This window comes from Streptomyces krungchingensis (assembly GCF_054729265.1).
This window is the reverse complement of record NZ_JBPUKY010000001.1, coordinates 1,093,546-1,113,999: the sequence shown is the minus strand read 5'-3', so window position 1 is coordinate 1,113,999 and position 20,454 is coordinate 1,093,546. Positions and strand designations below refer to the sequence as shown.

The 20,454-nt window shown below is 71.5% G+C and carries 18 protein-coding genes; 11 read left to right on the top strand and 7 right to left on the bottom strand.

Going from position 1 to position 20,454, the window contains the following annotated elements; genetic code table 11:
* The first annotated feature begins 11 nt into the window (after positions 1-11).
* Positions 12-926, top strand: coding sequence for an NAD-dependent epimerase/dehydratase family protein (locus ACSYGO_RS05135; RefSeq protein WP_460385881.1), 915 nt, complete (start codon positions 12-14; stop codon positions 924-926).
* A gap of 107 nt (positions 927-1,033) precedes the next feature.
* On the opposite strand, the gene ACSYGO_RS05130 is transcribed toward ACSYGO_RS05135, so the two are convergent.
* Both ACSYGO_RS05130 and ACSYGO_RS05125 read right to left on the bottom strand, forming a co-directional pair.
* Positions 1,034-1,915, bottom strand: coding sequence for a GNAT family N-acetyltransferase (locus ACSYGO_RS05130; protein WP_426678452.1), 882 nt, complete (start codon positions 1,913-1,915; stop codon positions 1,034-1,036).
* A gap of 127 nt (positions 1,916-2,042) precedes the next feature.
* Positions 2,043-2,306: a GlsB/YeaQ/YmgE family stress response membrane protein gene (locus tag ACSYGO_RS05125; RefSeq protein ID WP_359490424.1), complete on the bottom strand. Its 264-nt coding sequence runs from the start codon at positions 2,304-2,306 to the stop codon at positions 2,043-2,045.
* A gap of 232 nt (positions 2,307-2,538) precedes the next feature.
* Here ACSYGO_RS05125 and ACSYGO_RS05120 point away from each other — a divergent pair, with 232 nt between their 5' ends.
* Positions 2,539-3,981, top strand: coding sequence for a hydrolase (locus ACSYGO_RS05120; protein ID WP_460385879.1), 1,443 nt, complete (start codon positions 2,539-2,541; stop codon positions 3,979-3,981).
* An 89-nt stretch (positions 3,982-4,070) separates the two neighbouring features.
* Here ACSYGO_RS05120 and ACSYGO_RS05115 read toward each other — a convergent pair whose 3' ends face one another.
* Both ACSYGO_RS05115 and ACSYGO_RS05110 read right to left on the bottom strand, forming a co-directional pair.
* A complete protein-coding gene (locus tag ACSYGO_RS05115) occupies positions 4,071-6,800 on the bottom strand; it encodes a glycoside hydrolase family 2 protein (RefSeq protein ID WP_460385878.1) in 2,730 nt (909 codons plus the stop codon).
* Positions 6,801-7,261: 461 nt separating this feature from the next.
* Positions 7,262-8,461 carry an ROK family protein gene (locus ACSYGO_RS05110; RefSeq protein ID WP_432174780.1) on the bottom strand — a complete coding sequence of 400 codons (1,200 nt, stop codon included), beginning with the start codon at positions 8,459-8,461 and terminating at the stop codon, positions 7,262-7,264.
* Positions 8,462-8,673: 212 nt separating this feature from the next.
* Between ACSYGO_RS05110 and ACSYGO_RS05105 the strand changes: the two genes are divergently transcribed.
* Complete coding sequence (locus tag ACSYGO_RS05105; RefSeq protein ID WP_426679432.1) at positions 8,674-10,128, top strand: APC family permease; 1,455 nt, start codon at positions 8,674-8,676, stop codon at positions 10,126-10,128.
* A gap of 285 nt (positions 10,129-10,413) precedes the next feature.
* Entirely contained in the window at positions 10,414-10,929 is a 516-nt protein-coding gene (locus ACSYGO_RS05100) for a GNAT family N-acetyltransferase (RefSeq protein ID WP_426679431.1), read from the top strand.
* A 54-nt stretch (positions 10,930-10,983) separates the two neighbouring features.
* Here ACSYGO_RS05100 and ACSYGO_RS05095 read toward each other — a convergent pair whose 3' ends face one another.
* On the bottom strand, positions 10,984-11,562 hold the full coding sequence (locus ACSYGO_RS05095; protein ID WP_426679430.1) for a GNAT family N-acetyltransferase: 579 nt from the start codon (positions 11,560-11,562) through the stop codon (positions 10,984-10,986).
* A gap of 179 nt (positions 11,563-11,741) precedes the next feature.
* On the opposite strand from ACSYGO_RS05095, the gene ACSYGO_RS05090 reads away from it, so the two are divergent.
* Positions 11,742-12,509, top strand: coding sequence for an ArsR/SmtB family transcription factor (locus ACSYGO_RS05090; protein ID WP_426679429.1), 768 nt, complete (start codon positions 11,742-11,744; stop codon positions 12,507-12,509).
* Positions 12,510-12,682: 173 nt separating this feature from the next.
* Here ACSYGO_RS05090 and ACSYGO_RS05085 read toward each other — a convergent pair whose 3' ends face one another.
* Together ACSYGO_RS05085 and ACSYGO_RS05080 are read right to left on the bottom strand one after the other, a co-directional pair.
* Positions 12,683-13,123, bottom strand: coding sequence for an SPW repeat protein (locus ACSYGO_RS05085; RefSeq protein WP_426679428.1), 441 nt, complete (start codon positions 13,121-13,123; stop codon positions 12,683-12,685).
* A 177-nt stretch (positions 13,124-13,300) separates the two neighbouring features.
* A complete protein-coding gene (locus ACSYGO_RS05080; RefSeq protein ID WP_426679427.1) occupies positions 13,301-13,903 on the bottom strand; it encodes a TetR/AcrR family transcriptional regulator in 603 nt (200 codons plus the stop codon).
* A 137-nt stretch (positions 13,904-14,040) separates the two neighbouring features.
* On the opposite strand from ACSYGO_RS05080, the gene ACSYGO_RS05075 reads away from it, so the two are divergent.
* From ACSYGO_RS05075 to ACSYGO_RS05050, 6 genes are all read left to right on the top strand, one after another.
* Positions 14,041-14,853, top strand: a complete 813-nt coding sequence (locus tag ACSYGO_RS05075; protein WP_426679426.1) for an MBL fold metallo-hydrolase — start codon at positions 14,041-14,043, stop codon at positions 14,851-14,853.
* A 154-nt stretch (positions 14,854-15,007) separates the two neighbouring features.
* Positions 15,008-16,312: an NAD(P)/FAD-dependent oxidoreductase gene (locus tag ACSYGO_RS05070; protein WP_460389674.1), complete on the top strand. Its 1,305-nt coding sequence runs from the start codon at positions 15,008-15,010 to the stop codon at positions 16,310-16,312.
* Complete coding sequence (locus tag ACSYGO_RS05065; RefSeq protein WP_460385876.1) at positions 16,309-17,037, top strand: DUF1365 domain-containing protein; 729 nt, start codon at positions 16,309-16,311, stop codon at positions 17,035-17,037. Before ACSYGO_RS05070 ends, ACSYGO_RS05065 begins: the two co-directional genes overlap by 4 nt.
* Entirely contained in the window at positions 17,034-18,302 is a 1,269-nt protein-coding gene (locus tag ACSYGO_RS05060) for a class I SAM-dependent methyltransferase (protein WP_460385875.1), read from the top strand. Before ACSYGO_RS05065 ends, ACSYGO_RS05060 begins: the two co-directional genes overlap by 4 nt.
* A complete protein-coding gene (locus ACSYGO_RS05055) occupies positions 18,299-19,609 on the top strand; it encodes a class I SAM-dependent methyltransferase (protein ID WP_460385874.1) in 1,311 nt (436 codons plus the stop codon). Before ACSYGO_RS05060 ends, ACSYGO_RS05055 begins: the two co-directional genes overlap by 4 nt.
* Positions 19,606-20,439 (top strand): DUF1295 domain-containing protein, encoded by an 834-nt coding sequence (locus tag ACSYGO_RS05050; protein WP_460385873.1) that lies wholly within the window; start codon positions 19,606-19,608, stop codon positions 20,437-20,439. Before ACSYGO_RS05055 ends, ACSYGO_RS05050 begins: the two co-directional genes overlap by 4 nt.
* The last annotated feature ends 15 nt before the right edge of the window (positions 20,440-20,454 follow it).

Sequence of the window (20,454 nt, the reverse complement as noted above, 5' to 3'; positions counted from 1 at the left end):
GTCGCACGGGTATGACGACGAACCAGAGCATCCTCCTGGCCGGCGCGAGCGGCGTTCTCGGCCGGCACATCTCCAGCGCCCTGACCGAGGCGGGCCACCACGTCACGAGTCTCGGCCGGGGCGCCGGCAACGGCGTCCGCGCCGACCTGATGGACCGCGACGCGCTGCTGCGGGCCGTCGACGGACGGCACTTCGACACGGTGGTCCACGCCGCGACCGCCCTGCGCAAGGCACCCCTGCGCCACCGGGACATGTACGCGACCAACGCGCTGCGCACGGAAGGCACCGTGCATCTCGTCGAGGCCGCGCGCGCGACCGGCGCCCGGCGCATCGTCGCCGAGTCGATGGTCTTCGGGTACGGATACGGCGACCACGGCGACCAGGTCGTCACCGAGGACGTCCCCTTCGGGCCGCCCGGCGCCACCGCGCAGCTGGAACGGCACATCGCGGGGATGCGGACCAAGGAACGACTCATGTTCGAGGCCGAGGGACTGGACGGCATCGCGCTGCGCTTCGGCCTCTTCTACGGCCCCGGCGCCACCGACGCCACCGTGCCCATGCTCCGCAAGCGGCAGCTGCCCGTCGCCGACGACCGGGGCCGCGTCCTGCCGTGGATCGACCTGGTGGACGCGGCGAGCGCGGTCGTCGCGGCCGTCGAGCGCGGGCGCCCCGGCGAGGCCTACAACATCACCGACCGCACCCCGCTGGGCTTCGCCGCCCATGTCCGCGCCGTCGCCGCTCGGTTCGGCCTGCCCACGCCGATGGCCGTGCCGCGGTGGGTGATGACGCCGATGTCGTACGCGCACACGATGACCGGGACGTCGATGCGGGTCTCGTCCGCGAAGGCGGAACGCGAACTGGGCTGGACTCCGGCCTACCCGTCCAGCCAGGAGGGCCTTGCCGCGCTGGAGGACCTGGCCGCGTAGGCCGCCGGACCGGCGCAGGCCGTGGGGCGCCCCTCCGGCGAGGGCCGGGCGGGGCGCCACGGATCGGGCACCCCGCCGCCGGGCGCGCCGTGAATGGCGCGACCGGATCAGAGGTCGAGCTGGTACTCCACCGCGCTGTGCGTGGGCAGATAGCCGAGTGCGTCGTTGATGCGGCGCATGGGCGCGTTGCTGTCGGCGGTGTCGGTGAGCAGTCCGCCGAGTTCGGGGTGGTGCCGACGGGCCAGGCGGATCGACTCGGCCTTCATCCAGAGCCCGAGGCCGTGGCCCCGGTGCTCGGGGAGCACACCCGTGCCGTAGTGCTGGGCATCGCCGCGGCCGTCGCCGGGCACGACGAGTTCGGAGAAGCCGACGACCGACCCGTCCGAGCGGTCGAGCACCGCCACCGTGTGCAGTGACTCGCCGCGCTTGGCGATCGCCTCGGCCGCCGACACGACCCGGTCCACGTCCCACACCACGGTTCCGTAGTCGGTGTCGTCCATCGGCATGTCGTCCATGGCCCGCCGCGAGTGGGCGAACGACAGCGCGAGGCCGGACGGCACGACGCCTTCCCAGTGGGTCAACGCGTAGCCGGAGTGCGGACGTTCGGCGATCTCGGTGATGCCCGCGACGTCCGTGTCCGCCAGCGGGAGCCGCGCGTACGTCAGCGCGAGCACCCGGCGGAATCCGCGCGCCGCCAGGAACAGGTCGCCGGGCGAGCCGGTCTCGGCCTGGGCGACGAGCGAGCGCCGCCCTTCCTCACGCGCCGCCGAGACGGCCGCGTCCAGCAGTTGGCCGCCCACTCCCTGCCGCCGCTCGGCGGAGTGCACGGCGATCTCCAGCTCGGCGAGGTGGTGCTGTCCCTCCTTGGTGAACAGCCGGAGGAAGGCCGAGCCGACGGGAGCGCCGTCGGTGCCGGACGCCAGCCATGCGAGGCGCCGGCTGGAGGGTGTGGTCTCGGGGTCGGTCAGCGGTGTGACGCGTGGCGGCAAGATCTCTCCGTGATGTCGGGCGTGCGGTGCGAAGCCCGCAGAAACTAGCCCTGCGGGTGCGCGCTCCGCAACGGAATTGAGCGCGCACCACGGCACACGGCTCCTGTACTCGCAAGGGCCTCGCCGGTCAGCGGCGTGCCCTCGACCGGTCCAGCGCCGCGACGCCCAGCGCCGCGAGCCCGATCTGGATGAGCCACTCGATCCAGTCGACGCCCTTGGTGTCGGCGACGTCGAAGGCGGCGGCGAGCGCCGAGCCGATCAATGCCGCCACGATGCCGACGACGATCGTCAGCAGAATGCCGATGCGCTGGCGGCCCGGGACGACGAGCCGTCCCAGCACACCGATGATGATGCCGATGACTATGGCACTGATGATGCCTGAGATCTCCATCTCCGCCCCTCTATGTCGGTTCCCTGCGGTTATCTAGTGCCCCCTGGCGGCCGAGCCAGTCCCGATCCGGTGCCGCCCGCCCCGGATCGGGTTCGGCCCGGTTCCTGTTCGGCGGCCGACTAGTCATGTACCGTTCAAAAATCTGTCGCGTGGTGGACGGCCACCCACCGTTCTACGCGCGCAGACTTGGCGCCCGCACCGCCTCTCCCCACCCCACTCGGAGGTTCGCCGGATGCTCGGACTCAGACGTTCCCGCCACAGAATCATCACGGTGCCGGCCGTGTTCGGACTCCTCGTCACGGGCGCCGCCCTCCAGACGGCCGGCGCCGCGCCCGCCCAGGCCGCCACCCCCCACCGCGTCCTGTTCGACAACGCCCACGCGGAGACGGCGGGCAACGCCGACTGGATCGTCTCCACCAGTCAGCCCGACCCGCTCGGCCAGGACTCCTCCCCGTCCGCCGAGACGGACTGGAACGGCGCGCTGTCCTCATGGGGCGTGGCCCTGCAGAAGACGGGCGACTACAGCCTCAAGACACTGCCTTCGGGGGCGAGTCTCACCTACGGAGGCTCCGCCGCGACCGACCTGAAGAACTTCGACGAACTGGTGCTGCCCGAGCCCAACACGCCGTTCACCACGGCGGAGAAGACCGCGATCATGACCTTCGTCAAGAACGGCGGCGGTCTGTTCATGGTCTCCGACCACACGGGCGCCGACCGCAACAACGACGGCTACGACGCGGTCGAGATCTTCAACGACCTGATGACCACGAACAGCGTCGACAACACCGACCCGTTCGGCTTCTCCGTCGACTCGCTGAGCATCGGCTCCGACCATCCGAGCGCCGTCGCCGACAGCACGAACGCCGTCCTGCACGGCTCGTTCGGCACCGTCACCAAGAGTCTGATCGCCAGCGGTACCACCGCGACGCTCAAGCCCGCCGACAACCCCGCCGTCGAGGGCCTGCTCTACCGCACCGGTTACTCCGGCAACACCGGCGCGTTCTTCGCGACCAGCACCTTCGGCAGCGGCCGGGTCGCCTTCTGGGGCGACAGCTCACCCATCGACGACGGCACCGGTCAGTCCGGCAACACGCTCTACGACGGCTGGAACGACTCCGGAGCCACCAATGCCGCGCTCGCCCTGAACGCCACCGAGTGGCTGGCGGGCGCGAGCGGCAGCGGCGGCGGGGGCGGCGGCACCTGCACGGCCGCCCAGCTGCTCGCCGACCCCGGCTTCGAGTCCGGCGGCACGTCCTGGAGCGCGAGCAGCGGTGTGATCACCACCGACACCGGCGAGGCCGCCCGCACCGGCTCGTACAAGGCGTGGCTGAACGGCTACGGCTCGGCGCACACCGACACCCTCTCCCAGTCGGTCACCGTGCCGTCCGGCTGCTCGGCGACCCTGAGTTTCCACCTCCACGTGGACACGGCCGAGACGACCACCAGCACGGCGTACGACACCCTCAAGGCCCAGGTGCTCAACAGCGGCGGAACCGTGCTGTCGACCCTGGCCACCTACTCGAACCTGAACGCCGCCTCGGGGTACACCCAGCGCACCTTCGCCCTCGGCACCGCGTACGCCGGGCAGACGGTGACGATCAAGTTCACCGGCACCGAAGGCTCCATGCTCCAGACGTCGTTCGTCATCGACGACACGGCCCTGAACGTGAGCTGATCCACAGCGGACAGAAGGGCGGGCCCGCGGCACCGGGCCCGCCCTTCTCCTGCTCCTCCGCCTCTCGCGATCTTCCCGGCGCCTCCCGTCTAGGACGCCGGGACCGTGGTCTCGGGTGTGTTCCAGCCCGAGACGCGGATCCGCGGAGCCGAGCCCCGCAGATCGGCCGTCCGATAGGTCACCGTGAGTGTCGTGGACTCGCCCGGCCACAGGCTGACCTGGTTGTCGGACCACTCGGCCGGCAGCACCGGCCTGCCCCCGGCGTCCACCAGATGCGCATCGGTGAGCAGCGAGGGGGTCTTCCCTGTCCCCGTGTTGCGCAGGGTGACCCGGGTCGTCGCGATGCCGTCGGGCCCGGTGCCCGTGGTCGCCGACGCGGAGACCGGGACCTGCGCCATCGCGCCGAGGCCTTTGAGGTCCGCGTAGCTCGTGGTCGGCGTGTAGTACCAGTCGGTGCCGGCCCAGTCGAGGGTGTCCGGCTTCGTCGACAGCCAGTAGACGTTGCGGCTGACCTCCTTGCCCCGGGAGTCGGTCAGGACCAGCCGGGCGAGATACGTCGTGGACAGTCCACTCACCGAGGACGGCACCGTGAGAGCGGTGCTGTGCGCCCCGTCTCCGGCCACGTCCACACCGGTCGCCGTCCGGTCGTACTTCTGTGTGCCGTCGGTGTCGAAGAGCGTGACCCGGGCCGTCAGCCCGGACGTCGGCTCGTGCCGGTTGTTCACCACGACGACCGAGCGGTCGTCGTAGGAGTACTGGACGTGCAGTGGCTCATTGGCCTTCTTTGCGCCGAAGTAGGCGCCGCCCTGGTCCAGGTATCGGTCCATCAACTGCCAGTGCAGTGACGTCCACCCGCTGTTGAGCATCCAGTACACGACGCCGGTCGAGGGCTTCGAGGCGTCCGTGGCGTTGCGCCCGTACGCCTCGAACTGGGCCCGCACGTTCTCGTACTGGGCGAGCTGTGCCTTGCGCACGTAGTCGGCCAGGCCGGTGGGGGCGCCGTAGCGTCCGGCCAGGGCGTTGTCGTAGATCTTCAGGGTGGCGAAGGTCGACGACGGCGAACGGTGGTACTGCTTGGCGCCCGGGTCCTTCCAGAGCGTGTCCAGTTCGGCGGGCGACATCATGCGGCGCAAGGTGTCCAGGGTCGGGATGTCGGGGCCCGCGCCGGTCTCGGAGTTGAAGCCGGTGGCCCCGCCCTCGCGCTTGGCGTACCAGTAGTTGGGCGGGATCCACTCGTAGGGCCCGGTCATCTTCATACCCGAACTGCCGCTGACGGGGGCGGACTTGTCGCTGGCCGCGGGGACCACGGGCGTCGGCCAGTCGGCCGCGTGGAGCGCGTCCAGGTAGTTCTTCTCGATCGTGGCGTCCGGGGCGGCGTCGCTGCCGATGAGGAACGAGATGACGCTGGGATGGGAGCGCAGTCGTGCGGCCTCGGCGGCCATCGACGCCTTGGCGACGGGATAGTCGGCGGCCGTCCAGGGCTCCCCGGCCTCGCCGCTGTTGACGTTGCCCTCCCACTTGGTGCAGCACTCCCAGCCGGGCAGCGTGAGGACGCCGTACTTGTCGGCCAGGTCGAAGAACTCGTCCGGCTCGATGTGCCCTTCCAGCCGGACCGTGTTGAGCCCCAGATCGAGCACGTACTTCAACCGGTCCTCGACGTAGGTCCGGTCCCAGCGCAGGAACTCGTCCGGCGACCAGCCGCCGCCCTTGATCAGCAGTCTGCGGCCGTTGATGCTGTACTGCCGTGCCCCGTCGCGGTTCAGGGGAGCCTTGACCTCGCGGATGCCGAAGTCCTCGTGCGCGCGGTCGGAGCGCTCGCCCGCGACGGAGACGCTCAGGTCGAGGCCGTACAGGGGCTGTCCGCCCATGCCGGCCGGCCACCACACCTTCGGTGTCTTCAGGTGCAGGCCGGGGGCGTCGGCGGGGGTGAAGGTGACCGTCCTCGTCTCGTGCGGGCCGAGCGGGACGGTCCGGGCGAAGACCGCGGGTCCGATGCTGCCGGAGACGGTGGCGGTCACGGCCTTGTCCGTCTCGTTGCGTGCCTGCGCCTTCACGGTCAGGTCCGCGGAGGCGAGCGAGGGCACGTCCAGCTTGGTGACCACGTGGGCGTCGCGCAGTGCGACCGGCCCGCCGCGGCGGACCAGGACGTCCCGGACGATGCCCATGTTCTGGTCGGGCGGCGGTTGCAGCCAGTCGAGCCAGCCCATGGTGAGCATCTTGGTCGGGTCGTTGGGCTGGATCCGGAAGGCGACGGTGTTGGTGCCGGCCCGCACCAGCGAGGTGATGTCGAGCTCGTGGTGCGTGTACGCGCCCTTCACGTCGGAGGTCTTGGCGACCTGGCGGCCGTTGACGTACACGTCGGCCGCGGAGATCACGCCGCTGAAGTCCAGGTAGCTGCGCTCGGAGGTGTCGTCGACCGTGAAGTCCGAGCGGTACCACCAGGGCACGGCGAAGTCGGACTTCGGGATGTTCTGGAGGTTCGTGGAGTGGAACGGATCGGCGTACTTCCCGTCGGCGAGCAGCGCCGCGAGCACCGTCGAGCGCGGGCCCGCGGGTACCCAGCCGCTCGCCGGATAGCCGGGGGTCGACAGTTTCGCCGGTGAGTCGGTGACCTGGGCGCTCGACCGGATCGCGTAGCCGCCGAGCGCGGTGGCGCTGCCGGGGGTGGAGGCCACCTTCGTCACGGGGGACCGCTGCGCGGGGCGCACGGTCGCCGGCCCGTCGACCTCGGCCCACGCGCCCGTGGACAGGGCGCACAGGGCACACAGGGTGACAGTGGCCGTGGCGAGGCGCCGTCTTGCGGCACGGCGGTGGAACACGGTGGTCTCCTTGGGGGTGGGGGAGCATCCGCGCTGCGACACTGCGAGAGTCAGCTCAAGTTAGGAAACTTTACTAACTGCGGCCCACAAGCTAGGCCGGTGAGTAATTCATGTCAATCACCGCGAGGTCCGGTGCCGTCCGGGCAGCGGAGTACGGGCCGGCGGACGGTTCACCGCCGCCGGTGGCGGTGAGCCCCCGTCAGCAGGGCGGTCACCTGCGGGAAATGCGGCTCTCGCGGCATGAGATACGCCGTCAGGAAGCGGGTCCGATGGGAGGAAGGCACGACCACTGGGGCGTGAGTCGCCGTCAGGAAGCGGGTCCGGAGCGAGGGAGGTGCCCGGCGCCGGACATGAGTCGTCGTCAGGAGGCGTTGCCCGTACGGGGAAAGCCCCGTCCACCAGAGGCGAGGCTCCGTCAGGAAGCCTGCCGCCGGGCGGAGCACTCGCGGAGGCGACCTCGCTCAGGAGGCGGAGCGGCGCTCGAACACCACGTCGCGCGCGGTGCCCAGTGCCGTCGCCACGGCCCCCAGCAGCACCGCGTCCTCGCCCAGCCGTCCGGGCACGATCCGCGGGCGCAGCGGTGTCAGCGTGCGCAGCGTCTCGCGTATGGGGCGCAGCAGCAGGTCGACGCTGTGGCCCACCCCGCCGCCCAGCACCACCAGATCGGGATCGAGCACCGCCGCCGCGGCCGCCACCGTGTGGGCGATCCGCTCGCCCTCCAGCCGGACCGCGTCGACCGCGGCGGGAGTGCCCGCGCGCGCCGCGTCGAAGACCGCCTTCGCGGTGAGCTGCCCGGTCATGCCGAAATGCCTGGCGGCCTCGACCACGGCCACGCCGGACACCGCGTCCTCCAGCGTCTCCGGCTTCTGGCGGCCCGGCCAGGGCAGGAAGCCGATCTCCCCGGCTCCGCCGTGCGCCCCGGTGAACAGCCGCCCCTCGTTCACGACGCCCATCCCGAGACCCGTCCCGATCATGATGTACGCGAACAGCCGGCTGCCCGCGCCGACCCCGTAGGTGTACTCGCCGAGGGCCGCGAGGTTGGCGTCGTTGTGCACCTCCAGCGGGATGCCCAGCTCCTCGCGCATCCGGTCGAACAGGCCGGCGCGGCCCCACCCGGGCAGGTGCATCGCGTAGCGCACCCGCCGCTGCGTCTCGTCGTACACGCCCGGCGTGCCCATCACCGCGTGGGCCACCTCGTCCGCGCCGACGCCCGAGCCCGCGACGACCTGGTGGGCGGTGGCGACCACCAGATCGGCCAGGGCGCCGGAGGTGCGGGCCCGGTTGCGTACGTCGGTCCGTGCGATCACGGTGCCGTCCAGGTCGGCGACCGCGACGCGCAGCCACCCGCGGCCGATGTCGATGCCGAGGGCGTGACCGGCCGAGGGATCCGGGGCGTACAGGACGGCCACCCGGCCGCGCTCGGGTGCGTGCGTGCCGACCTCGTGGACCAGGCCCGCTCCGGCGAGGGCCGCGAGCGCGCTGGAGACCGTCGGCTTCGACAGGCCGGTCTCGCGGGCGAGCTGGGCGCGTGAGGCGGCGCCGCCGGTGCGCAACCGGTCCAGCAGCAGTCGCTCGTTGGTGCTGCGCAACCGCCTGCGGTTCCAAGGCTGTTCGGACTGCTCTGCGACGTCACGGGCGGGCATCGCACCATTCTCACGCATGCGGGTCACCCTCTTGACGCATCTAGTAAGGCTCCTTAACTTTATCGCCCAGTCAGCCTCGCCGGGCGAGCCGGCGGGAGAGGAACCGGCACCGGCCGGTGACCCGCCCGTCGATCCGCCCCTCGATCCGCCGTCCTTGATCCGCTCTGATCCGTCGGCCGCCGACGAGGAGGCCGCCCCGTCTCTCTCCGTGCCTCGTCCGAGGAGGACCCATGTCCGGTAGCCCACCGCCGAGCGGCGGATTCGTCCGCCGCGTCGGCCTGTTCCAGGCCACGGCCATCAACATGAGCCAGATGTGCGGCATCGGGCCGTTCGTGACGATCCCGTTGATGGTCGCCGCGTTCGGCGGTCCGCAGGCGGTCATCGGGTTCGTCGCCGGAGCGCTGCTGGCCCTTGCGGACGGTCTCGTCTGGGCCGAGCTGGGCGCCTCGATGCCCGGCTCCGGCGGCAGTTACGTCTATCTGCGCCAGGCCTTCCAGTACCGGACGGGCCGCCTGATGCCGTTCCTGTTCGTGTGGACGGCCATGCTCTTCATCCCGCTGATCATGTCCACCGGTGTGGTCGGCTTCGTCCAGTACCTGGGCTATCTGGCCCCCGGCATGGGGCAGACCACCGGTGACCTCGTCGGCCTGTGCATCGTCGCGCTCGTCGTGCTCCTGCTGTGGCGGGGGATCGAGCACATCGCCCGGATCACCGCCGTCATGTGGGCCGTGATGATCACCTCGGTGCTCCTGGTGATCCTCGCCGCGGCCACCGACTTCAGCGCGCACCTCGCGTTCACCTACCCGGCCCACGCCTTCGAACTGACCAGCAGTCACTTCTGGCTCGGTTTCGCCGCGGGCCTCACCATCGGCATCTACGACTACCTGGGCTACAACACGACCGCGTACATGGGCGCCGAGATCAAGGACCCCGGCCGCGTCCTGCCCCGCTCGATCGTCTTCTCGATCCTCGGCATCATGGCGATCTACCTGCTGCTCCAGATCGGCACGCTGGGCGTCGTCGACTGGCACCGGATGACCGACCCGGGAGACATCGCCTCCACGTCCGTGGCCTCGGCGGTCCTGGAGAAGACCTGGGGCAAGGGCGCCGCCGACACGGTCACCGTCCTCATCCTCGTGACCGCGTTCGCCTCGGTCTTCACCGGACTGCTCGGCGGCTCGCGCGTGCCCTACGACGCCGCCCGCGACGGGGTGTTCTTCCGCCCCTTCGCCAAGCTGCATCCCCAGCACCGCTTCCCGATGCTCGGCCTCGCGGCCATGGGCGTCGTCACCGCGATCGGCTTCCTCATCGGCCGGCACACGGACCTGGCCACCCTCATCCAGTTGCTGACCACGGTCATGGTGATCGTCCAGGCGCTGGCCCAGGTGGTCGCCCTCTCGGTGCTGCGCAAGCGGCAGCCCGACCTGCACCGGCCGTACCGGATGTGGCTCTACCCGGTGCCGAGTTTCGTCGCCCTGGCGGGCTGGCTCACCATCTACGGCTACGCGGACAAGAACTCGCCGGGCCGCCACCCGATCGAATGGTCCCTGGCCTGGGTGGCGCTGGGTTGTGTCGCCTTCGTCGTGTGGGCGCGCCTGGAGAAGGTGTGGCCCTTCGGCCCGAAGGAGACCAGCGAGGAGTACCTGGCCGCGCCGGCACCCGACGCGGAACCCGCCGGCGCGTGACCCACGACGTGCCTTCTCTCTTGTGACCCGGGGTGCCCGTGGGCGCGTGAAGCGGGGCGCGCCCGCCGGTACGTGATGAAAGGCGCGTCCGTAGGCGCGTGACGCACGGTGGCCGTCGGAGCGGGAACCCCGACGGCCACGGTCACCGCGCTGCCTGATCGTCAGGTGGCGGCCGGGCCGGAACCGGCCAGGGCGGGCCGGCATTCCGTACGGCCGGACGTACGACGCTCCGGCGGCCGGAACCGGGCGTGGCGGGGTGCCGGATGCGGATGGCAGACTGCCCGGATGATCGACGACCTTCCGGCCGGCCTGACGGCGCGGCACCCTGCCGAAGAGGACCACGCGCGGGTGCTCGGGGTGCTGGACGCGTGGTGGGGCGGCCTGAAGGGGCCGGCAGGTGCGCTCGAACGCGCGCTGCTGCTGCCGCGGTTGTACTTCCAGCACTTCACCACGACCGGCTTCCTGGTGGAACGCGACGGCGGAGAGGTGGCCGCCTTCCTGGTCGGCTTCCTCTCGCAGACCGAGTCCGACGCCGCCTATGTGCACTTCGTCGGCGTCGACCCGCGCCTGCACGGACAGGGCATCGGCCGCGTCCTGTACCGGGCCTTCTTCACCCTCGCGCGGTCGCACGGCCGCCGCTACGTGCACTGCGTCACCAGCCCGCAGAACACCGCCTCGCGCGCCTTCCACACCCGGCTCGGCTTCACCGAGTCGGCCGTGAAGGCCGACTACGACGGCCCCGGACTCGACCGGGTGGCGTTCACCCTCGACCTCTCGGCGAGCCCGCTCTCTCGCGGTTGAGGACCGTGGGCCGCCCCCTCGGCCCCTGAGACCCGGGGCGCGTCGCGGACCGGATCAGGAGCTCGCGCTCCCGGAGGTGTCGCTCGCGTCGTGGCTCCAGGTCCTCAGGACGACCTCGCGTCCCTTGGCCTCTCGGACCACCGGCCGGTCGTTCGTCAGCGAGAAGCCGGCCGCCCTGGCGACGCCCTCGCTCGCCGTGTTCCCGTTCTCGATGGACAGCACCACGCGCCGCGGCAGGACCCGGCGACCGGCGAAGTCCACCGCGAGCCGCACCGCGCGGGTCGCGATGCCCCTGCCTCGGTGGGCGGGCCCCACTCCGTAGGCGAGTTCGAGGTCCCGCTCGTCGACCGCGTTGCGGAACAGCAGGATCTCGCCCTGCGGCGGCCCGCCGTCCGTGGTGATGGCGAGCTGCACCGTCCGCCCCTCGACCCCCTTCTGTTCGGCGGCGGCCAGATAGGCGCTCGCGGCCACCGCGTCGAAAGGTGACGGGACCGGCGTCCACCGGTCGATCTCGGGATCGTCGTAGATCGCGACGAGGTCCGCCACGTCGTCGTCGGACCATTCGCGCAGCTGAAGGCCCAGTCCGTCGATCAGCAGCGGCCTGGGGAAGTCGAAGGCAGGTCGGTTGTCCATCGGGTGATCGTGCCGCGCCGGGCGGGGCGCGGCCAAGGGGCCTCGCGCGGCGGGAGTGCTCCGGGCGTCGCACACCGTGGTCAGGAGGGTGCCCGCGGGGCGGGCAGACCGGGACGCAGGTTGACATGCAAGTGATTGCCTGCATAACGTTGAGTGTGCGATCAGAGAGTGACTCCGGAATGGATCAGGTCTTCAAGGCGCTGGCCGACGGGACCCGGCGGCGACTGCTCGACCGGCTCCACGAGCACAGCGGTCAGACGCTCGGGGAGCTGTGCGAGCACATCGACATGACCCGTCAGTCGGTGACACAGCACCTCGCCGTCCTGGAGGCCGCCAACCTCGTCAGCACCACGCGGCGGGGGCGGGAGAAGCTCCACTACCTCAATCCGGTGCCGCTCCACGACATCCAGGAGCGGTGGATCGACAAGTTCGAGCGCCCGCGCCTGCGCGCACTGAGCGCCCTCAGACGAAAGGCCGAGGAAGCCATGACCGACAAGCCCGACTTCGTGTACGTCATCTACATCCGGAGCACGCCGGAGAAGGTCTGGGACGCACTCACCGATGCCGACCTGACCGCCCTGTACTGGGGCCACAGCAACGTCTCGGACTGGCGGCCGGGGTCCCGCTGGGAACACCGCCGCACCGACGGTTCCGGGGTCGCCGACGTGATCGGCACCGTCGTGGAGAGTGACCGCCCGACACGCCTCGTGACCACCTGGGCCGCGCCCGAGGACGAGGGCGACGCGGACCGGTACTCCCGGGTCACCTTCGACATCCAGCCGCACGCCGACATCGTCCGGCTCACGGTGACCCACGAGGATCTCGCCGACGCGTCCGAGCTGCGCGACGCCGCCTCGGGCTGGGCGGCGGTGCTGTCCAACCTCAAGTCCCTGCTGGAGACCGGCAGTCCGCTGCCGCAGGAGCCGTGGCTGGTGCCCGGCCGCTGACCGGCGCGGACGCGGAGGGGCCGGCCCGCTCGATGCGGGCCGGCCCGCGGTCGTACGTGGTCGACCTCCGTTCCTCACCCGTCGCCGGGTCGCGTCCGGGAACGTGCCGTCGTCGGGTCATGCCCCAGAAGGTGCCGTCGCCGGGCCGCGCCCGGGATCGCACAACTGCCGGGTCACGCCCTGGTATTGCTCCTGGTCGCCGTCGCGGCGCACACGGCGCCCAGCACCACGGCCAGCGCGCCCATGATGATGCTGTTGATGACCACTCCGGCGTCCGGGCTGGTGCCGACCACCCACGGGGAGATGATCAGCCATGCGCCTATCGCGCAGATGGCCCAGCTCAGGCCGTACATCCTTTCCGGCATCATGGTGAATCCGAGAGCCAGCGCGGCTATCGCGATCCCCAGGATCAGGTTGTGGGCCGCCAGCGCCGGCTGGTTCGTCGTGTAGTGGAGTATCCACGGGGACACCGCGCAGTACAGGCCCAGCAGGAACACCGGCCCGTCCACGAGCGCCACATCGCGACCACCGAGCACGCGGTCGTACCGAGCCCGCATTTCGGATACGTCGGGGTGGCTGGTGATGTCACCCCTGGTATGCGAGACGTTGGCCATGACTCGTCTCCTTCGGTCTCTCTACGATCTCCACGGCCCGACCGCGTCCGGTGCGCATGCGGTAAGTGCCGCTTACGCCCATTCTGCGCTTATTTTCTCTTTATGTGTAGAGCTTGCGGGTCCGGAGGGTCGTGAGTGATGTCCTCGGCCCCCTCTCGCTGGGGGCGGGGGCCTGTCTCAGGGGGCGATGAGCAGGCGTGCGACGGCGCGTCGGGCCCGCGTGGGTGCCTGTGGATCGCGGTGCAGCTGGATCGACTGATTCGCGGCGAGTGCCACGCCGTTGAGCTCGAAGGCGAGCTGTTCCACGTCGGTGCGCTCGGGCAGTTCGCGGTTCTCGACCGCCGTGTCCAGTTCCGCCTTCACGTAAGCCGACCAGGCGTCGAGTGCGTCGAGCACGCGGTCGCGGACCGTGCCGGGGCGGCCGTCGAACTCGCCGGCCGCCGAGGCGAGGAAGCAGCCCCCGTGTCCCTCGTCCTGCGACATGTAGTCGATCCACTCGTCGAAGGCGCGCGTCAGCCGCTCCGTGCCGGGCCGTGCGCCGACGGCGCGGGCCGGAACCCGTAGCCGGAAGCGCTCCGTCGCGGCGTCCAGCACGGCGAGCTGGAGGCCCTCCTTGCTGCCGAAGTGGCCGATCACGCCTGCCTTGCTCATCTCCAGCTCGGTCGCGAGACGGCCGATGGTGAGGCCTTCGAGCCCTTCGACGGAGGCCAGCGTCAAGGCACTCTCGATGATCCGGTCACGGGTGGCGGCTGTCTCGGCGACGGACTTGCGCGGGCTCATGGGATCACTTTAACCTAACGACCGTTCGCTATTAGCTCACGAACGTTCGTTATCTAATTCTCGTCGCCCTGTACCGACCGCGGCGTCCCGACGCCCTGCGTACGAGACCGCGTCCTGGGCGGCCGAAAGGACTCATCGTGAAGGTCCACCACCTGAACTGCGGCTCCATGCGGACGATCGACACCGACGACGGGAGCCTGCCCGCGGTGTGCCACTGCCTGCTCGTCGAAACCGACCGCGACGGTCTCGTCCTGGTCGACACCGGCATCGGCACCGCCGACGTGGCGCGGCCCGAGGAGAATCTCGGCGCCGACTTCCTCGGCCGCGCGCAGCCCGTCCTGGACCCCGCCGAGACCGCGGTCCGCCAGGTCGCCGCGCTCGGCTTCCGCCCCGAGGACGTCCGGCACATCGTGCTCAGCCATCTCGACCTCGACCACGCGGGCGGCCTGCCCGACTTCCCCTGGGCGAAGGTCCACCTCTCCGAGGACGAACACCGGGCGGCCATGGCGGCGCCCGGCGCCCACCCCGAGGACCGTGTCCGCTACCGCCCGGCCCAGTGGGCCCACCGGCCGCACTGGGTGACGTACGCGCAGACCTCGGGCGACCCCTGGTACGGATTCGACGCGGTGCGACCGCTGGCCGGACTGGACGCGGACATCCTGCTCGTGCCGCTCGGCGGTCACACCCGCGGCCACTGCGCGATCGCCGTGGAGGACTCCGGCCGCCGGCTCCTGCACTGCGGCGACGCCTACTACTTCCACCGCGAGATCGACCCCGACGCCCCGCAGGGACACCCCGGCATGGACATCCTCCAGCAGATCACCGAGGTGGACCGGCCGCTGCGTCTCGCCAACCACGCACGGCTGCGCGAACTGGTGCGGCTGCACGGCGACGAGGTCGACGTCTTCAGCGCCCACGATCCCTGGGAACTGGCCCGCTGCACGGGCTGACGGCGACGTCCCTCGCCCGGCTCGTCGTCATCCGATCGGAGGAAGGTCGCGTTCGGGCAATCCGAAAGCGTCGCAGCTCCGGAACAAGGGGTGAACGCTGATCGGAGCCGGGTGGGAGGACACAGTGCGGCGAGCGTCGGAGAACGCCCCTGACGTGGCCGGGGGAAGCGCGGAGCGGGGACGGCACGACATACGAGGAAGTACGGCCGTGGTGGGTTCGGGCGTGGCCGGACTCACCGCGGCCCATGTACTGAGCCGGGTACGACGCGTGGCCCTCTACGAGGCGGACGACCGGCTCGGCGGCCACGCGCACACCCACGACCTCGCCTCGTCCGACGGGCGCGTGCACCGCGTCGACTCCGGCTTCATCGTGCACAACCGGCGCACGTACCCGAACCTGTTGCGACTGTTCCGCGAACTCGACGTCGCCACCCAGGAATCCGAGATGAGCATGTCGGTGCGGTGCGAGGGGTGCGGCCTGGAGTACGCGGGCGCCCGCGGGCCCGCCGGACTCCTCGCCCGCCCGCGCAGCGCACTGCGCGGCCCCTATCTGCGCATGCTCGCCGAGGTGCCGATCTTCCACCGGGCGGCCCGCCGCCTGCTCGCCGAGGGGACCGAGGGCGCGGGGGACACCCTCACCCTGGGGGGATTCCTGACGCGCGAGCGCTTCTCGCCCTACTTCGTCGGACACTTCATGACCCCGCTCGTGTCGGCGGTCTGGTCGTGCGACGCCACCACGGCGCTCGACCACCCGGCGGTCCATCTGTTCCGCTTCCTGGAGCACCACGGCATGCTGTCGGTCGGCGACTCACCGGTCTGGCGCACGGTCACCGGCGGATCCCGCACCTACGTCGACCGGCTGGCCAAACAGCTCGACGCCGTGCACACCTCGGCCCCGGTGCGTGCCGTGCGCCGGCATGCCGACCGCGTCGAGATCACCACGGACGACGGCACCACCGCTTCGTACGAATCCGTCGTCGTCGCCGTCCACCCCGACCAGGCGCTGCGACTGCTCGCGGACCCGACCGAACGGGAGCGCGAGGTGCTCGGCGCCTTCCGCTACTCCCGCAACTCCACCCTCCTGCACACCGACACCACCCTGCTGCCGCGCGCCCGCCGCGCCCGCGCCTCCTGGAACTACCTGATGCCGTCCTGCGCCGCCGCCGCGGACCGGGTCCGGGTGAGCTACGACATGAACCGGCTCCAGCGCCTCGACGCCCCCGAGACCTACGTCGTCACCCTCGGCGGCGAGGACCGCGTCGACCCGGACCGCGTCCTCGCGCGCATGGAGTACGAACACCCGGTCTTCACCCCGGAGTCCGTCGCCGCCCAGCGGCAACTGCCCGCCCTGAACACCGCGGTGACCGCCTTCGCGGGCGCCTATCACGGCTGGGGCTTCCACGAGGACGGCTGCCGGTCCGGCGTGACCGCGGCCGCCGCGCTGGGGGTGGTCTGGTGATCCGCACCCCCGCGCTCTACCCGTGCGCGGTCGTCCACGTCCGCACCGCGCCGACCCGCTACACGCTGCGCCACCGCACCTACATGTGGCTGACGGACCCCGGGCATCCTCCCGAACTTCCCTTCCTCCTACGCCCCTTGGCCCGATTCGACCCCCGCGACCACTTCGACGGCGACCAGCCCACCATCCGCGCCGGCCTGGACCGCTTCCTCGCCGCCCACGGCATCGACCTGCGCGGCGGGCCGGTCGCGATGCTCACCCACGCCCGCGTCCTCGGCCACGTCTTCAACCCGCTGACCCTGTACTGGTGTCACGACCCCGACGGCACACCGCGCTGCGTGGTCGCCGAGGTCCACAACACCTACGGCGAACGGCACTGCTACCTGCTCCGCCACGACGGCGGCGGGACCGCGCACACGCGCAAGGAGTTCTACGTGTCGCCGTTCTTCCCCGTCGACGGCGACTACCGCATGCGGCTGCCTCCGCCCGGTCCACGACTGGATCTGACGGTCCGTCTGGAGCGTGCCGGCGGGCGCCCCTTCACCGCGACGCTGCGCGGCACACGACGCGAGGCGACGCCGCGCGCGCTGCTCGGCCAGGCGCTCCGGCACCCGTGGTCCACCGTGGCCGTCTCGGCGGCGATCCGCCTCCACGGCATCCGCCTCTTCCTGCGGGGACTGCCCGTCCAGCCCCGCCGCCACCGAGATCAGGAGAGAACGACATGACGACAGCCGAGCCCCGTGCCCTCACCACGCGGCACGAGGACGCGCACCGTGGCGGCCGCCCGGGCCCGGAGACGCCACCGGACGCCTCCCGGGCGCGGATCGCACTGACGCGTGCCGTCCTGCGCGGAGCGCTCGGACGCCTCCCGCTCCAGGTGCGGTGCGACGACGGGACGCGCCTGGGCACGGGCGGCCCCCGCGTCGACCTCCACGACACGGACGCCTTCCACCGCCGCATCGGCGTGCACGGCCTGGTCGGCTTCGGCGAGTCCTACATGGCGGGCGAATGGGACGCACCCGACCTGGTCGCGGCCCTCACCGTGCTGGCCGGCCACGCGGCCGACCTGATCCCGGCCCCGCTGCAACGGCTGCGCCGCGTGTGGGCCCTGAAGCAGCCCGACGCCCAGCGCAACACACCGGGCGGATCCCGCGACAACATCAGCCACCACTACGACCTGTCCAACGACCTGTTCGCCGTCTTCCTCGACGAGACCCTCACCTACTCCTCCGCCCTCTTCCGCGGCTTCCCCGCCACCTGGCCGACGCTGGCCGCCGCACAACACCGCAAGATCGACCGGCTGCTGGACCTCGCCGGGGTCACCGACGGCACCCGGCTCCTGGAGATCGGCACCGGCTGGGGCGAGCTCGCCATACGCGCCGCCGCCCGCGGAGCCCGCGTCACCACGCTGACCCTCTCCCACGAACAGCGCGACCTCGCCCTCCGGCGCGTGGCACGGGCCGGGCTCACCGACCGGGTCGACATCCGGCTGTGCGACTACCGCGAGGCCGAGGGGACCTACGACGCCGTGGTGAGCGTCGAGATGATCGAGGCGGTGGGCGAGGAGTTCTGGCCCGCCTACTTCCGCACGCTCGACGAACGGCTCGCCCCCGGGGGCCGCGCCGCCCTCCAGGCCATCACCATGCCGCACGACCGGATGCTCGCCAGCCGGCACACCCACACCTGGATCCAGAAGTACATCTTCCCGGGCGGGCTGCTGCCCTCCGCCGAAGCCGTCGAGCAGACCGTCCGCGACCACACCCGGCTGAGCGTCACCCGCAGGGACGCGTACGGCGCGCACTACGCCGAGACCCTCCGGCTGTGGCGCGAACGCTTCACCGCCCGCACCGACGACGTCGACGCACTCGGCTTCGACGAGACCTTCCGCCGCATGTGGTCGTTCTACCTGGCCTACTCCGAGGCCGGATTCCGCTCCGGCTACCTCGACGTCCAGCACTACCTGCTCACCAAGGAGGACCTCAGCCGATGACTACCGTCCGCCCCGCCCACGAGGGCACCGCCCACCGGCTGGCGGCGCTGGCCGAGGACGCGCTCGGCGGCCCGCTTCCCATGCGGCTGCGCGCCTGGGACGGCAGCGAGGCCGGTCCCGCCGACGCGCCCGTGGTGGTCGTCCGCTCGCGGCGCGCCCTGCGCCGACTGCTGTGGCAGCCCGGCGAACTGGGCCTGGCGCAGGCGTACGTGACCGGTGAGCTCGACGTCGAGGGCGACCTCGCCGACGGGCTGCGCAGAATGTGGGGCGCCGTGCGCGAACGCGGAGCGCACGCGCCCCGCCTCACCCCCGCCGACCGTGCGCGCGCGGCCGCCGCCGCCCTGCGCCTCGGAACCGTGGGCCCGCCGCCCCCGGCACCCGCGTCCCAGGCACGGCTGCGCGGCGGCCTGCACAGCAAGGCCCGCGACCGGGCCGCCATCAGCCATCACTACGACCTGTCGAACGAGTTCTACCGGCTCCTCCTCGACGAGACGATGGCCTACTCGTGCGGCTACTGGACCTCCGACGAACCCGGCTTCACCCAGGCCGACGCCCAGCGGGCCAAACTGGAACTGATCTGCCGCAAGCTGGGCCTCGTCCCCGGCGCCCGCCTGCTCGACATCGGATGCGGCTGGGGCTCCCTCACCCTGTACGCGGCCGAACACCACAAGGCGCAGGTCACCGCCGTCACCCTGGCCCGCGAACAGGCCGCGTACGTCCGTGGGCGGATCCGCGAACGCGGCCTGGAGCACCGCGTGGACGTGGTGTGCCAGGACTACCGGGACATCGAGGGAGGCGCCTACGACGCCGTCGCCACCGTGGAGATGGGCGAACACGTCGGCGACGCCGAGTACCCGGCCTTCGCCGCCGCCCTGCGCCGGCTGGTCCGCCCCCAGGGACGCGTCCTCGTCCAGCAGATGTCACGAGGGACCATCGCTCCCGGCGGCGGCGCCTTCATCGAGGCGTTCATCGCCCCCGACATGCACATGCGTCCGCTCGGGCAGACCGTCGGCATGCTGGAGGACGCCGGACTCGAAGTACGGTCCGTGGAGTCGCTGCGCGAACACTACGTGCGCACGGTCGAGGCCTGGCACCGCACGCTGGAGGACCGCTGGGACGACGTCGTGCGGCTCGTCGGCGAGGAGACGGCCCGGGTGTGGCGGCTGTATCTGGTCGGCGGCGCCCTGGCGTTCGAGGAGCGCCGCATGGGCGTCGACCAGATCCTCGCCGTGCGGCCCACCGCCCACGGACGCAGTGGACTGCCCGCCACCCCGCGGGCCTGGTACACCGGGCCGGTCGAGCCGTGACCGGCTTCCCCTGGGGCGCCTTCACCCAGAATCTGGCTCTCGCGGCGGGCGCCGCGCTCGCCGTCATGCTGGCCACCTTCGCCGTCGCCGTCCGCAAGGGCGTCCACCGCATCGTCGACATCGCCTGGGGGCTCGGCTTCACCGCCGTCGCCCTCGTGACGTTCGCCGCGTCCGGCGGCACGGGCGACGACGGACGGCGGATCCTGGTGACCGCACTGACCTCGGTGTGGGGGATGCGGCTCGCCGTGCACATCGCGCGGCGGGGCCGCGGCCACGGCGAGGACCCCCGTTACGAGGCGATGCTCGCCAAGGCACCGGGCCACCGCGACCTGTACGCGCTGCGCAAGGTCTACCTGCTCCAGGGAGCCCTGGTCTGGCTGGTGTCGCTGCCCGTGCAGGCGGCCCAGTACGTGCCCGGCCCGCTCGCCGCGTTCGCCTGGGCCGGCACCGCGCTGTGGACCCTCGGCCTGTTCTTCGAGGCGGTGGGCGACGCCCAGCTGGCCCGGTTCAAGGCCGACCCGGCCAACCGGGGCCGGATCATGGACCAGGGGCTGTGGAGCTGGACACGGCATCCCAACTACTTCGGGGACTTCTGCGTCTGGTGGGGCCTGTACCTGCTCGCCTGCGACTCCGGCGCGTCCGCGGTGGTCGCCGCCGTGTCCCCCCTGGTGATGAGCGGCCTGCTCATCAAGGGCAGCGGAAAGCCCATGCTCGAACGGCACATGGCCGAACGCCCGGGATTCGCCGACTACGTCGCGAGGACCAGCGGATTCCTCCCCCTGCCTCCGAAGCGGCGCGGGTCCGCGCCCACACCCCCGAGCTCGGTCTGACAGGCCCCCTTCCGG